The organism is Stenotrophomonas sp. G4 (assembly GCF_003428825.1).
Lineage (GTDB): Bacteria > Pseudomonadota > Gammaproteobacteria > Xanthomonadales > Xanthomonadaceae > Stenotrophomonas > Stenotrophomonas indicatrix.
The window spans coordinates 2,887,259-2,900,480 of the sequence record NZ_CP031741.1 but is presented as its reverse complement, the minus strand read 5'-3'; the positions used below and the strand labels follow the sequence as shown (position 1 = coordinate 2,900,480).

15 protein-coding genes and 1 pseudogene are annotated in these 13,222 nt (G+C 66.4%); 8 read left to right on the top strand and 8 right to left on the bottom strand.

Annotated elements, in window-relative coordinates; genetic code table 11:
• Positions 1-507: 507 nt before the first annotated feature.
• The 3 genes from zupT to D0Y85_RS13435 all read right to left on the bottom strand — a co-directional run bounded on the left by zupT (position 508) and on the right by D0Y85_RS13435 (position 2,178).
• On the bottom strand, positions 508-1,317 hold the full coding sequence (gene zupT / locus D0Y85_RS13445) for a zinc transporter ZupT (RefSeq protein WP_025876721.1): 810 nt from the start codon (positions 1,315-1,317) through the stop codon (positions 508-510).
• A 97-nt stretch (positions 1,318-1,414) separates the two neighbouring features.
• Positions 1,415-1,831 (bottom strand): energy transducer TonB, encoded by a 417-nt coding sequence (locus tag D0Y85_RS13440; RefSeq protein WP_117310822.1) that lies wholly within the window; start codon positions 1,829-1,831, stop codon positions 1,415-1,417.
• Positions 1,828-2,178: a 4a-hydroxytetrahydrobiopterin dehydratase gene (locus tag D0Y85_RS13435; protein ID WP_025876725.1), complete on the bottom strand. Its 351-nt coding sequence runs from the start codon at positions 2,176-2,178 to the stop codon at positions 1,828-1,830. The genes D0Y85_RS13440 and D0Y85_RS13435 overlap by 4 nt, the downstream gene beginning before the upstream one ends.
• Before the next feature lie 90 nt (positions 2,179-2,268).
• Here D0Y85_RS13435 and D0Y85_RS13430 point away from each other — a divergent pair, with 90 nt between their 5' ends.
• The gene (locus D0Y85_RS13430) at positions 2,269-2,868 is read left to right on the top strand and encodes an NfuA family Fe-S biogenesis protein (RefSeq protein WP_117310821.1); all 600 of its coding nucleotides are present in this window, start codon (positions 2,269-2,271) and stop codon (positions 2,866-2,868) included.
• Between the two features lie 10 nt (positions 2,869-2,878).
• Entirely contained in the window at positions 2,879-4,633 is a 1,755-nt protein-coding gene (locus D0Y85_RS13425) for a hypothetical protein (protein ID WP_117310820.1), read from the top strand.
• A gap of 117 nt (positions 4,634-4,750) precedes the next feature.
• Here D0Y85_RS13425 and D0Y85_RS13420 read toward each other — a convergent pair whose 3' ends face one another.
• Together D0Y85_RS13420 and D0Y85_RS13415 are read right to left on the bottom strand one after the other, a co-directional pair.
• Entirely contained in the window at positions 4,751-5,164 is a 414-nt protein-coding gene (locus D0Y85_RS13420) for a barstar family protein (RefSeq protein ID WP_025876732.1), read from the bottom strand.
• Positions 5,161-5,613, bottom strand: coding sequence for a ribonuclease domain-containing protein (locus D0Y85_RS13415; RefSeq protein ID WP_117310819.1), 453 nt, complete (start codon positions 5,611-5,613; stop codon positions 5,161-5,163). Before D0Y85_RS13415 ends, D0Y85_RS13420 begins: the two co-directional genes overlap by 4 nt.
• Positions 5,614-5,833: 220 nt before the next feature.
• Here D0Y85_RS13415 and D0Y85_RS13410 point away from each other — a divergent pair, with 220 nt between their 5' ends.
• Complete coding sequence (locus tag D0Y85_RS13410; protein WP_005410310.1) at positions 5,834-6,445, top strand: superoxide dismutase; 612 nt, start codon at positions 5,834-5,836, stop codon at positions 6,443-6,445.
• Between the two features lie 111 nt (positions 6,446-6,556).
• Here D0Y85_RS13410 and D0Y85_RS13405 read toward each other — a convergent pair whose 3' ends face one another.
• Complete coding sequence (locus D0Y85_RS13405; protein ID WP_117310818.1) at positions 6,557-7,393, bottom strand: endonuclease/exonuclease/phosphatase family protein; 837 nt, start codon at positions 7,391-7,393, stop codon at positions 6,557-6,559.
• Between the two features lie 162 nt (positions 7,394-7,555).
• Between D0Y85_RS13405 and D0Y85_RS13400 the strand changes: the two genes are divergently transcribed.
• Positions 7,556-9,121: an oligopeptide:H+ symporter gene (locus D0Y85_RS13400; RefSeq protein ID WP_117310817.1), complete on the top strand. Its 1,566-nt coding sequence runs from the start codon at positions 7,556-7,558 to the stop codon at positions 9,119-9,121.
• A gap of 7 nt (positions 9,122-9,128) precedes the next feature.
• Positions 9,129-9,754: pseudogene (locus D0Y85_RS13395) on the top strand (rhomboid family intramembrane serine protease).
• A 56-nt stretch (positions 9,755-9,810) separates the two neighbouring features.
• Here D0Y85_RS13395 and D0Y85_RS20600 read toward each other — a convergent pair.
• Complete coding sequence (locus tag D0Y85_RS20600; RefSeq protein WP_162887673.1) at positions 9,811-9,972, bottom strand: hypothetical protein; 162 nt, start codon at positions 9,970-9,972, stop codon at positions 9,811-9,813.
• A 208-nt stretch (positions 9,973-10,180) separates the two neighbouring features.
• On the opposite strand from D0Y85_RS20600, the gene D0Y85_RS13390 reads away from it, so the two are divergent.
• The 3 genes from D0Y85_RS13390 to cfa are packed head-to-tail and all read left to right on the top strand — an operon-like array spanning position 10,181 to position 12,524.
• Positions 10,181-10,483, top strand: a complete 303-nt coding sequence (locus tag D0Y85_RS13390; protein ID WP_117310816.1) for a GNAT family N-acetyltransferase — start codon at positions 10,181-10,183, stop codon at positions 10,481-10,483.
• A 36-nt stretch (positions 10,484-10,519) separates the two neighbouring features.
• Positions 10,520-11,401 (top strand): DUF3298 and DUF4163 domain-containing protein, encoded by an 882-nt coding sequence (locus D0Y85_RS13385; protein ID WP_117311934.1) that lies wholly within the window; start codon positions 10,520-10,522, stop codon positions 11,399-11,401.
• A gap of 19 nt (positions 11,402-11,420) precedes the next feature.
• Complete coding sequence (gene cfa / locus D0Y85_RS13380; RefSeq protein ID WP_240329245.1) at positions 11,421-12,524, top strand: cyclopropane fatty acyl phospholipid synthase; 1,104 nt, start codon at positions 11,421-11,423, stop codon at positions 12,522-12,524.
• A 79-nt stretch (positions 12,525-12,603) separates the two neighbouring features.
• On the opposite strand, the gene D0Y85_RS13375 is transcribed toward cfa, so the two are convergent.
• Positions 12,604-13,071 (bottom strand): hypothetical protein, encoded by a 468-nt coding sequence (locus D0Y85_RS13375; protein ID WP_134832819.1) that lies wholly within the window; start codon positions 13,069-13,071, stop codon positions 12,604-12,606.
• Between the last annotated feature and the right edge of the window lie 151 nt (positions 13,072-13,222).

Genomic DNA, 13,222 nt, shown 5'->3' with positions numbered 1-13,222 from the left:
TCGTTTCCCTGCGATAAGGGGGCTTGTCACTTTCTTTGCTCGTGCAAAGAAAGTAACCAAAGAAACACGCCACCATCCGCGAGCCAGCGCTGCGCGCCGATGCCCTGTGCTCCTCGGTCCGCCGAGGGGCGGCGCGGAACTCGCTGCGCTCAAACACCCGCGCCTCTTCGCCCTCGCCGGACCTGCGGTGCTCGGCTCGCTACAAGGCGGACCCGACAGCCGCAGCGTAGACCCCAGGCTGCACGCAGCCTTTGTAGAGTCGAGCAACGCTCGACTCACGCGCGCAGCGCGGGCTTCGCTTTTAATCCTTCATCGCGCGGCTGGCACGCACGGAAGAATGAGGGGCACGGGCGGGGTCAGTTCGCGGGGGTGTCCGCGGCATGGATGCCGCGGCCAAGCCTCCAGGGACGGATTAACGGCGTCCCCGCGAACTGACCCCGCCCGGGACCATTCAGAAAGGTTCGGGTGCCAGCCGCGAGGGGGCTCAGCCCGTTGGCCGGAAATCCCTCACCACTTGAACAGCACCAGGCTGATCGCCAGCGTACCCATGCCGGCCACCAGGCCATAGACGGTCTCGTGGCCCTTGGCGTAGCGCTTGGCCGCCGGCAGCAGCTCGTCCAGCGCCAGGAACACCATCACACCGGCAATCAGGCCGAACACCCAGCCGAACGTGGCGTGGGACAGCGAGCCGGACAGCAGTACATAGCCGATAGCCGCGCCGACAGGCTCAGCCAGGCCTGAAAGCAGGCTGGCGGCGAACGCATAGAACTTGTTCTGCGTGGCGAAGTACACCGGTACCGCAATGGCGATGCCCTCGGGAATATTGTGGATGGCGATGGCGAAGGCCAGCGGCATGCCCACCGACGGGCTCTCCAGCGTCGCGAAGAACGTCGCCAGCCCCTCCGGGAAGTTGTGCGCCGTAATCGCTACCGAGGTCAGCAGGGCGACCCGCTTCAGGTATTCGCGGCTGTTCTCGCGGAAGGCCGGGTCCTGCTTGTCCAGGCTGTCATGCGGGTTGGGAATGAAGTGGTCGATCAGCACGATCACCACCACGCCCAGCAGGAACGCGAGCGTGCCGTAGGTGAAGCCGGTGCGCTCACCATAGGCCAGCGCGAACGAGGCGATGGATTTGTTGAGGATCTCCGACAGCGAGACGTACACCATCGCGCCGCCGGCAAAGGCCAGGCCGAAGGCCAGCAGGCGCGGATTGGGGCGACGCGAGAACAGCACCAGCAGGCTGCCGATGGCGGTGGCAAGGCCCGCAGCGAGGGTGACCGCCAGGGCGATCCAGATGTTTTCGGGGGGAATCTGCAGCATGTACCGACGCGTTCCTTGTCATCAAGCAATCGCCCCGGCACGGGCCGGGGCGGCAAAGGCGAGGCGGGCGTCGGCTGGCCTCGTCATCGGCCCGCGATCAGCCGCCGCGGCGCAGGCTTTCTTCGATGGCGAAGCACTGGTCCGGCTTGGGCTGCGGCGGGTTGAAGCTGACCGGCACCTGGATCGTGGCCGGTACGGCCTCGCCATTGCGGGTGGCTGCCTTGAACTGCCAGCCCTGCACGGCGGTCTTGGCCAGATCGTCCAGCTGCGGGTTGCCCGCGCCGGTCAGCAGGGTGACCTCGCTGGGTTTGCCGTCGGTGCCGATCACCACCTTGAAGGTGCTGGTGCCGCCCACGCCGGTGCAGGCGAGCTCGAGCGGATACTGCGGCGGCGGGGTCTTCACTGCGGCCACCTCGGTGGGCGGGGCGGCCGGCGGTGCCGGCGGCTCGGAAGAACCACAGCCGGCCAGGCCGGTCGCGGCGAACAGGGACAGGCTCAGCAATCGCACATTCATTTCAGTTGCTCCGTCAGGGCCGAAGTCTTCGCTGCGCAGATGAAGTCGTTCTCGCTCAGGCCGCCCACGTCGTGGGTGGAGTAGCGGACGACGGCACGGTCGTAGTGGACGCCGAGGTCCGGGTGATGGTCCTCGCCGTGGGCGATCCAGGCCAGCGCGTTCACGAAGGCCATGGTGGCGTAGTAATCCTTGAAGCGGAACGTGCGCACCAGCGCCTGGCCGGCTTCGGCCAGCTCCCAGCCGGGAACCTGCGGCAGCAGTTCGGCCAGCCGGGCCTCGCCCAGCTTGTGGTCGCTGCCCTTGCGCGGCACGCAACGGGCCTGTGCCAGCGGAATCAGGTCGGCCATGGGTTCCTCCACCTCGTGTTGACTGAACAATGCGCCGGCCGGTGTATAAAACGAATGAGCGGCTGACGCTTACTTGGCTAGAATAGCCTGATGATCCAGATCTCCGACACTGCCCAGACCCATTTCCGCAAGCTGATCGAACGCGAGGGCGTGCCCGGCATGGGCGTGCGCTTGAGTGCGGTCGATCCTGGCACCCCGCGTGCCGATGCCCGGCTGGAGTTCGCCGAGCTGACCGATCTGCTCGGCGACGAGTGGGCGGTGGACTGTGATGGCTTCACCCTCTATGTCGACGCAAGCAGCGTTGGCTGGCTCGATGGCGCGGAGATCGACATCGTGCCCGGTACCGCTGGTACCCAGCAGCTGACGATCAAGGCGCCGCGGATCAAGGGCGAAGCGCCCGGCGATGCCGCCTCGCTGGTCGAGCGCGTGCATTGGGTGGTGGAAAACGAAGTCAATCCGCAGCTCGCTTCGCACGGTGGCAAGGTCGCCGTGCAGGAAGTCTCGGCCGACGGCGTGGTGCTGCTGCGCTTCGGCGGTGGCTGCCAGGGCTGCGGCATGGCCGACGTCACCCTCAAGCAGGGCATCGAGAAGACCTTGATGGGCCGTGTGCCGGGGGTGACCGCCGTGCGTGATGCTACCGATCACGACAGCGGCCACGCTCCGTATATTCCGCGCGGCAACGCCGCCTGATCGCCAACGCGTGCCTCTGCCCAGAGCCGAGCAACTCATCGACCTGCTGCTGGCGCGCCAGCAGCGACCGCCCATCCTCGAGAAGAGCACCGGCCTGCCGTACGGCTGGGCGATCTGGCTGCGGACGCTGACGCCGCTGCCGCGTCCGTTCCACGCGCGCGAGGTGATTGCAGTGCTGCTGCCGCGGCCGCTGCCCGGGCCTCCGGGGCGCTTGCCGGGGCTGGGGCCATGGGCGTCCCTGCGCCGCCTGTTCTGGCAGGACTGGGATCCGGCGCCGCGTGACCAGCGCTGGATGCGCTGGACCTCGGCGCTGCTCAGCGCGTTGCTGCATCTGTTGTTCTTCCTGCTGCTGCTGTGGGTGGCGGTGATCCGCACGTCTTCGCCGGACGAGCAGGGCAGCGAGGGTGAGCGCGTGCAGATTGAATTCGTCGGCCGTGCTGCACAGGAAGGCGGCGGCGACCAGCCCGGTACCGAGGCGGCTGCCGCCGCAGAGGCCGGTGCCGCAGCCGCAGGCCAGGATGCCGGAGCGGCGACAGCGCCCCGGCCGCAACCGTCTGCACCTGCGCCGTCTTCCGCTGCCGCTGCCACGGCACCGACCGCCAGCGTGCCGCCGCCGCCCGAGGTGGAGCCGGCGCCGGTGGCCGCACCGCCGCCCTCACCGGTACAGGCCACCGAAGTTGCAGAGGCGACCGCCGAATTCGTGGTGCCGCCGGTCGCACTGCCGCGCACCGAGGTCAGCATCGTGCCTCGCGACACCATTCCGACGGTACGCGAGCGCAGCGTGCAGCCGGTACAGGCTGCGCCGATGGCAACGCCGGTACGCACGCCCGACGTGGCTGTGCAGGCGCCGCGCGTGCGCGATGTGCAGGTGCAGGAACGTGAAATCAGCACGGTCGAAGCGCCGGTAGCGCCGCAGCCGATGCGCACCACCGACATCCAGGTACGCGTGCCGCAGCGCGACGTGCAGGTGCGCGAGCGCGAAGTGCGGGCGATGACCGATCCGCAGGTGCGCATGGCCACCGTCGCAGGGCGCGAGCCCACGGTGCGTGCGCCTGCCGGGCGCGAGGTGCAGGTGCGCGAACGGGAGGTTGCTGCCGCTCCGCAACCTGCCGCGTCGACTGCGGCAGGCAGCGCGACCACGCCGACGCCGGCACCCGCCGGCAGTTCGGCCCAGAACAGCGCCAGCGTGGCGCGCCCTGCGACGACCAGCACCGCCGCCGCACAGGCGGGCGCCCGTCCGGCACCAACCCCAGGCAACTGGGCAACGCCCGCACGCGGTGACGACTGGGGCGCTTCCAGCCGCAATCGCGACGGCGCCAACCAGGGCGCCGCGCAAACCAGTGCGGGCAAGGGCGATGGTCTGTTCAACGCTGACGGCAGCGTACGCGTGGCCGGCCAGGACGGGGCCGGCAAGGCCGAGCGTGGCGCACCCGGTGGGGCCAACGACGGCTGGAGCAAGGAGCGCATCGCCGAGTCCGGCACATGGTTGAAGCGGCCGCCGTACGACTACACGCCTACCTCGTTCGACAAGTATTGGGTGCCGCAGGAATCACTGCTCGCCGAATGGGTGCGCAAGGGTGTCAAGGCAATGGAGATTCCGTTGCCGGGTACCAGCACGAAGATTTCCTGCGTGATCTCGATCCTGCAGGCCGGTGGCGGTTGTGGCCTCACCGATCCGAACATGCAGGACCAGCCGGCAGTGGCGCGTCCGCCGCCGGATATCCCGTTCAAGAAAGAGCTGCAGGACGATAACGGCAGCCGGTAGCGGCCCCGGTTGTCTCCGCCGGAGCCATCGCAGGCTCTCGTCGTGGCCGTGGCGCGCCTGGGTAGATGCCAACCTTGGTTGGCACGGAAGCGCCGACCAAGGTCGGCCTCTACCAGGTCATTCGCTCTGTGACAGGAACACCCAGAACGGGACGTCGCGGCCTACCCAGTCACGGCTGGCTTCATCCAGGATGTCCAGCAGCGTGTCGAACTCCTTGCCTGCACCGGCGCGCAGGGCATCGACGTCGGCCAGGAACAGCGCATAGCCATGGGCCGGCAGCCATTGCAGGTCGCGCAGGTTGTCAGACAGGGCGTCCCAGTTGCCGCCGAAGCCGGCAGGGAAATCAAGCTGGGCGGCCAGCCGCGCCAGCAGGGTGCGCTTGTCGCCCACGCCATCCAGGTCGATCCGGATCACCTTCAGGTCGGCATCGCGCATCGCTGCCGACAGCGCGCTGATATCGGAGCTGTCGATCGCGTAGACGCCGGCATTGTTGATGTCATGCAGGCCGAGGCCGAAATCATCGTGGCTCATGGGCGTTCTCCGGAGGCCGGTACGGTGAAGCTGCGGAACGATTCGTAGTGATCATCGGTGTAGTACCAGGCATCGGGCGGGTTGCCGCCGGTGACGATGCGCCGCGCGCCGCGGTTGCCGGCACCGGGCGTGTCGACGGTGTACTCGCGGTAGTAGCCACGCGGGCGCTGTGGCAGCTGTTGTTCGCGGTTGCCGAAGGTGCTGCCATCCTGCCGATGCGGGAACGGACCGCCGTGCTGGATCAGCGCGATGGTCTGGCGGGCCTCGGCCGGAAGGAAGGCGGGCAGGCCGCTGTCGCTGTTGCTGCGCAGCGTCGGTGCGTTGGCCGCCGGAGTGCCCTGCAGGTCGGGGGCGAACTGCGGCGGCGGCGGCCGCTGCAGGAAATGATTGGCGACCAGGCCGAGCAGCAGCAGGACGATGGCAGTGATCAACAGCCGGGGGTTGCGCATGGGCAGGAGCAGGCGAGGGTGGTGCGCCCACTGTAGCGCCTGCGCGCTGCACCCTGCATGAGGGCGCGCGCCGCGTCACCGCTGCGTAACAATTGCCGGCATGCTCACCTGCAGGACGCAATTTCCTTTACATCCCCCTTGGTAATCTGGCGGTCTGTCCCCATCATTCACCGCGCAACGCCCGACACCGTCGGGTGCCCTCGCAATCAGGAGATGCATCATGGCCTATACCCTGCCCAAGCTGTCCTACGCCTACGACGCGCTGGAACCGCATATCGATGCGGCGACGATGGAAATCCATCACACCAAGCATCACCAGACCTACATCAACAACGTCAACGCGGCGCTGGAAGGCACCGAGTACGCTGACCTGCCGGTCGAAGAACTGGTGAAGAAGCTGAAGTCGCTGCCGGAGAACCTGCAGGGTCCGGTGCGCAACAACGGTGGCGGCCATGCCAACCACTCGCTGTTCTGGACCGTGATGGCTCCGAATGCTGGCGGCAACCCGGTGGGCGACGTGGCCAAGGCCATCGACAAGGACCTGGGCGGCTTCGACAAGTTCAAGGACGCCTTCACCAAGGCTGCGCTGACCCGTTTCGGCAGCGGCTGGGCATGGCTGAGCGTGACCCCGGACAAGAAGGTCGTGGTCGAGAGCACCGGCAACCAGGACAGCCCGCTGATGGAAGGCAACACCCCCATCCTCGGCCTGGACGTGTGGGAACACGCGTACTACCTGAAGTACCAGAACCGTCGTCCGGAATACATCGGCGCGTTCTTCAACGTCATCGACTGGAACGAAGTCGAGCGCCGTTACCAGGAAGCGATCGCCTGAGAACGGTAGCGCCGGGCCATGCCCGGCGGCTTCAACAGAAGGCCGGGGAGACCCCGGCCTTTCTGTTTGCGCATCGGTAGTGCCGGCCGCTGGCCGGCAACCTCATGGTTCTCATTCGGTGGTGGCAGCCACGTCCTGCAGCCGCAGCGTCGCCATCACGCCCAGGCGCAGGCCGGGCAGGTCGCCATCGGCGGGCAGCATGATCGCCTGCTGGCGGATGCCGCCGAAATGCTTGACCTGGAACAGGACATCCAGCCCATGGCCACTGGCACCGCCGCCGCTGGCCGCCGGTGCGCCGGGATTGCGCCGGGCCGGCTGGAAGCCGGGCGTGCTGCGCACCAGCTCGACGGTGCTTGCGGAAAAATCCCCGGCGATCAGGCTCGGCATGCCCTCGGCCGTGGCGCCGATCCAGGTCATCAGGTCGCTGGTCTGATGCTGTCGGGCCGTGGCCTCATCCGGCTCCGGCCGCAGGCGCGCGACGTAAACGTTGACGTCGTTGTCGCCCAGCCGCAGGCGCATCATGCCGGCGGCACTGAAGGTGCCCGGCGGATGCAGCAGGGTGACGCCGTCCTCGCTGACCGGCAGCCGGCTGAGCATCGCGTTGCCATGCCGGACCGGCTGGCTCGGCGGGTCTGCGGTGACGAAATCGCAGCTGTAGCGCAGCCGGCTGGCCAGCCAGCAGGCCGGGTTGCGCCCTTGCTGCTGCAGGACCTGCTGCACCGAGATCACATCCGGCTGCAGATCGGTCAGCAGCTGCAGCACCTGTTCGCGGCGCTGCTTCCATTGCCCTTCATCACGGCTGGGCAGTTCCAGCGCGGCGACGGTCAATTGCCGCACCTCCGTGGCAAGGCCGGCGGCCGGCGGCGCCTGCGGTCGTGCCAATGCAGGCACGGCCAGCATGAGGGCAAGGCTGCTGGACAGGATGCGGGCAAAGGGGAGGGGGCGCATAACGATAAGTTTACGCTTTTGCCGTGCAGGTTCCGTGACTTCCGGCAGGGCCGCCCATGCCTGCCATGCTTTGGCGCGCCTGTCATGCAGCCCTGCAGCGTGCTTCGCACGCACAGGTTCCGGTACTCTTGCGCCTTTCGTTTTGCAGGAATGCCTTACAGGATGAGCCACGACGCAGTCGCCCCCATCGCCGGCCAGGGAAAGATGCCGCGCCAGATCCCGTACATCATCGGCAATGAGGCCTGCGAGCGGTTCAGTTTCTACGGGATGCGCAACATCCTGGTGCAGTTCCTGATCACCTCCCTGCTGCTGCAGGAAATCACGGCCGAAGGCCGTGCCGGTGAAGCCAAGGACATCATGCACAGCTTCATGATCGGCGTGTATTTCTTCCCGCTGCTCGGTGGCTGGCTGGCCGACAGGTTCTTCGGCAAGTACCACACCATCCTGTGGTTCAGCCTGGTCTACTGCATGGGCCATCTGTGCCTTGCGCTGTTCGAGGGCAGCCGTGGCGGCTTCTTCCTCGGCCTGGGCCTGATCGCGCTGGGCGCCGGTGGCATCAAGCCGCTGGTGGCCTCGTTCATGGGCGACCAGTTCGACCAGAGCAACAAGCACCTGGCCAAGATCGTCTTCGATGCCTTCTACTGGATCATCAACTTCGGCTCGTTGTTCGCCTCGCTGCTGATCCCGCTGGCGCTGAAGAACTGGGGCCCGCAGTGGGCGTTCGGTATTCCGGGCATCCTGATGTTCATCGCCACCTTCGTGTTCTGGCTGGGCCGCAAGCGCTACGTGCTGGTGCCGCTGCCGCCGAAGGACCCGCATTCGTTCGCCAATGTGGTGCGCACCGCGCTGACCACGCAGGTGGCCGGCCAGGGCCGTCCGGGCCTGGTGATCGCCGTGCTCGGCCTGGTGCTGGCGGTGGCCTCGTTCGGCCTGGTCGGCTCGCTCGGCATCGTGATCTGCCTGTGCCTGGCGCTGGTCTCGATCCTGGCAGGCATCGGTGGTGGCACCTGGCTGCAGCTGGACCGCGCGCGCGGCCAGCATCCGGCCGAAGCCGTGGAAGGCGTGCGCTCGGTGCTGCGCGTGCTGGTGATCTTCGCCCTGACCACGCCGTTCTTCTCGCTGTTCGACCAGAAGGCCTCGACCTGGGTGCTGCAGGGCCAGCAGATGCAGATGCCGAGCTGGTTCACCGCCTCGCAGATGCAGGCGCTGAACCCGCTGCTGGTGATGATCCTGATTCCGTTCAACAACCTGGTGCTGTACCCGGCCCTGCGCCGCTTCGGTTTCGAGCCCACCGCGCTGCGCCGGATGACTGCGGGCATCGCTTTCAGCGGCCTGGCCTGGATCGTGGTGGGTGGCATCCAGGTGGTGATGGATGGCGGCAATGCGATGTCGATCTTCTGGCAGATGCTGCCGTACGCGCTGCTGACCTTCGGTGAGGTGCTGGTCTCGGCCACCGGCCTGGAGTTCGCCTACAGCCAGGCCCCGCAGGCGATGAAGGGCGTGGTGATGAGCTTCTGGAACCTGACCACCACCATCGGCAACCTGTGGGTGCTGCTGTCCAATGCGGCCGTACGCAACGATGCGGTGACCCACCAGATCGCGGGGACCGGGTTGAGCGAGGCGGCATTCCTGATGTTCTTCTTCGCCGGTTTCGCTTTCGTCGCGGCGTTGGCCTTCGGTTGGTATGCGAAACGCTATCGTATGGTCGACAACTACCGCACCGCCTGAGCCTGACATGACCCCCGTCAATCTGCTGTTGATCGCCATCACCGCCATCCTGTCGTGGATGGCGTTCAACAACCGCAAGCTGGCCGACCGCCTGATCCTGTGGCCGCCGGCGGTGGATCGCCACCGCCAGTACGACCGCCTGATCACCTACGGCTTCATCCATGCCGACTGGTCGCACCTGATCTTCAACATGATCACCCTGTTCTTCTTCGGGGGTTCATCGAGAGCGTGATGGTGCAGCTGACCGGCAGCTACCTGGTCTATCCGGCGTTCTACGTCGGTGCGTTGCTGGTTTCGATCCTGCCCAGCTACCTGAAGAACCAGAAGAACCCGAACTACCTCAGCCTCGGTGCGTCCGGGGCGGTGTCGGCGGTGCTGTTCGCCTTCATCCTGATCAAGCCGTGGTCGATCATCCTGGTGTTCTTCATCCCGGCGCCGGCGATCGTCTATGCCGCGTTCTACGTCGGCTACAGCATCTGGATGGACAAGCGCGGTGGCGATCGCATCAACCACAGCGCGCACCTGGCCGGTGCGGCGTTCGGCGTGATCTTCATGCTGGCCATGCAGCCAAGCATCTTCAGTCACTTCCTGCGCGAGCTGTCCAACCCGACCTTCCGCCTCGGCGGCGGCTGAGGGGCCGGGGTCGGATCCGCTGCATCCGGCCCCCGGGGCTGCGGCCCCGCTCCGGGTCAGGCCCGGGTCTGCTGACCGTAGGTATCGAGCAGGCGGGAGAAGACTTCCTCGCCGATGCTCTGGAAGGCCTGGTCTTCGGTCTGTCCCTCCACGGCCAGTTGCAGCAGGCCCTCCAGCAGGGCGTGATCGGTATCGGATTGGGAATCGCTGGGGTGCATCACGGGCCTCCACGGCAGAACGCTTGGTCAACTGTCGCAAGGGGCATGCCAGGCTGGCGCACCCCTGCAGAGGGGGTAGCGGCCGGCTGGCCTGAAGCTTGAGGGCAACAACTGACGCAACGGGCGCACACTTGTCCCTGTTCAGGCTTCACGCGATCATGGCGCCCGCGTGCGCACCATCCACGCAGTCGCCGCAGGAGACAGTCCCATGGCTTCGGTCACGCCCCCCGGTCTGGCTTACGAGGTCGAACATGATCAGGTCAACCACCGTTTCACCGCCCGTGTGCGTGGGCAGGTGGCACTGTTGGAGTACCAGATCAAGCGCAGGCGGATGGTCATCACCCATACCGAAGTGCCCGAGCCGATCGCCGGCCGCGGCATTGCCGGTGAGCTGACCCGGGTCGCACTGCGGTTCGCCCGTGAGCAGAAGTACAAGGTGGTGCCGGCATGTGCCTATGCCGAGGCTTTCCTGCAGCGGCACGAGGAGTACCACGATCTGCTTGCGGGCTGAATCCAGCGGGCCACCCTTCAGCCAGGGCAGGCGATGATGCATGAACATGAACAGGGGATCCCGATGAAGATTGGAAATAACCGGCCACTGCACGCCAGCGTGCTGGCCGGCGCTATGGGCGTGCTGTTGCTGGCCGGTTGCCAGCGCGAGAACGAGGCGGCGCCGGCCACCGAGGCCGCACGGGCGGCCGAAGCCACCGGCACCGCCGAGGCACCTGTAGCGGAAGCGCCGTTGGATCTGCGCGATGTGATCGAGAACAACGAACGTGAAGTGATCGGCATCAGCTATCCGCCGGGCATTGATCGTTATCCAGGCCTGGCACGTGCGCTGCAGGCCTATGCCACCTCCGCCCGCAGCGATCTGCAGCAGGCGCTGGACGGGCTGGGCAACGACAAGCCGACCATGCCCTATGAGCTGTCGCTGAGCTTCGAGAAGCTGCTGGAGACGCCGCAGCTGGTGGTGGTCAGTGCCGACGGCAGCCGCTACACCGGCGGCGCCCATGGCGAACCGCTGGTGGCTCGTTTCGTGTGGCTGCCGGCGCAGCAGCAGATGCTGAGCGCCGACAAGCTGGTGGCCGATGCCAAGGGCTGGAAAGCGATCAGCGATTTCGTCGCCGACCAGCTGCGTGAGCGTGTGGCCACCCGCCTCAGCGGCGAGGACATGGACCCGTCGCAGCTGCAGGAATCGCTGCGCAATGCCTCGCGGATGATCGCCGACGGCACCGGTCCGCAGGCCGACAACTTCAGCCAGTTCCAGCCGCTGACCGACGACAAGGGACAGATCACCGCGCTGCGCTTCGTGTTCCCGCCCTACCAGGTGGGTCCATACTCGGACGGCACCCAGACCGCCGATGTGCCGGCCTCGGTGTTGTTGCCACACGTGGCCAAGGAGTATGTGGAACTGTTCGCACGCGGGTAACCGTAGACGAGGAGGTGACGTGGATACAGGGTTGCAGGAGCGGGTTGCCGGCCTGCTCCACGAGGCCGGGGTCCAGATCGATGGAAGCCGGCCGCAGGATATCCAGGTGCATGACCCGCGCTTCTTCGCGCGGGTCATCGCGCAAGGCTCACTCGGCCTGGGCGAGAGCTACATGGACGGCTGGTGGGATGCCAACGTCCTCGATGAGTTCCTGTTCCACCTGATGCAGGCCCACCTTGACGAACGGGTGCACGGCTGGCGCGAGGTGGCCGATGCCCTGAAGGCGCGCCTGTTCAACCTGCAGTCCGGGGCGGGCAGCTACGAAGTGGGACGCCGCCACTATGACCTTGGCAATGACCTGTACCAGGCGATGCTTGGCCAGCGCCTGGTCTACAGCTGTGGTTACTGGCGCAATGCCGACGATCTGGATGGCGCGCAGGAAGCCAAGCTGGACCTGGTGTGCCGCAAGCTGGGGCTACGTCCCGGGCAACGCGTGCTGGACATCGGCTGCGGTTGGGGCGAGGCGCTGAAGTTCGCCGCCGAACGATACGGTGTCAGTGGCGTGGGCATCACCATCTCGCAGGAGCAGGCCGACTTCGCCCGCAGGCTGTGCGCTGGCCTGCCGATCGAGATCCGGCTGCAGGACTATCGCGAACTTGACGAACCTTTCGATGCGATCTTCTCGATCGGCATGTTCGAACACGTGGGCGACAAGAACTACCGCAGCTTCTTCGACGTGGCCCGGCGCTGTCTTTCGCCGCGTGGACTGCTGCTGTTGCATACCATCGGCAGCAACATTTCGCGCCACCGCACCGATCCGTGGATCGCCCGCTACATCTTCCCCAATTCGATGCTGCCGTCGGCGGTGCAGATCAGCCGGGCGTTCGAAGGGCGCTTCGTGCTGGAGGACTGGCACAACTTCGGTACCGACTACGACCTGACGCTGCAGGCCTGGCGGCGCAACGTGGAAGCGGCGTGGCCACGGCTGGACGCACGTTATGACGAGCATTTCCGGCGCATGTGGCGCTTCTATCTGGCCGGATCGATGGCCAGCTTCCGCTGCCGGCATGCGCAGCTGTGGCAGCTGGTGCTGTCGCCGGAGGGCGTGTCCGGGGATATGTAGCGCCGCGGTGATCGCCGGCGGAGGCGCGCAACCGCAGCAGCCCGCCGTCTTGCCGGGCTGCTGCGCCATCACCCTTGCGTCAGTTGGCGACGGTGTAGACGTATCCCAACGACGTGTTGGCCGTGTCGGTTCGGGCTCTGACCTTGAAGTGCATCGGCGGCAGATTGCGTCCGCTCATGCGGCATTCCTCAAGCTCATCGACCTTGCAGGTGAACTGCGTTTCGGTGGGTTCAAAGCCCATGCCAATGTAGATGTCCAGGTCGGGATTGGCGCGCAGCTTGGTCGTCGTGTACCGGTTTGCCTTGGGCTTGACGACGCCGGAAATGCTCTCGCCCTCCATCAGCGTCACATTGATGCCGGCCGTGCGGGATCCGCCCGGAGCGGTCTGCAGATTCCACGACAGACAGACCGCATCTGCCGGATCGTTGCAGGCAACCTCCTGCGTGTCGTACGCACGTCCTGCAGCCATGGCCTGGGATGCAGAAAAGATTGCGATGCCAGCCAGCACGCTGGCACACAGCAAGGGAGCTTTGAAGCGCATTTTCATGTTTTTTCACAACGGGAAGTCAGGACGATTGACTGGCGTTCGCACCTCCTGTGCTCGCCTCCCTCCGTGGTCGGTCGGGGCCGAGTGGGCCACAAGCGGCGCCGCGCGTTCTGGGGCCACTGTCAAATTTCGTCGTGGAATGACCTTCTCC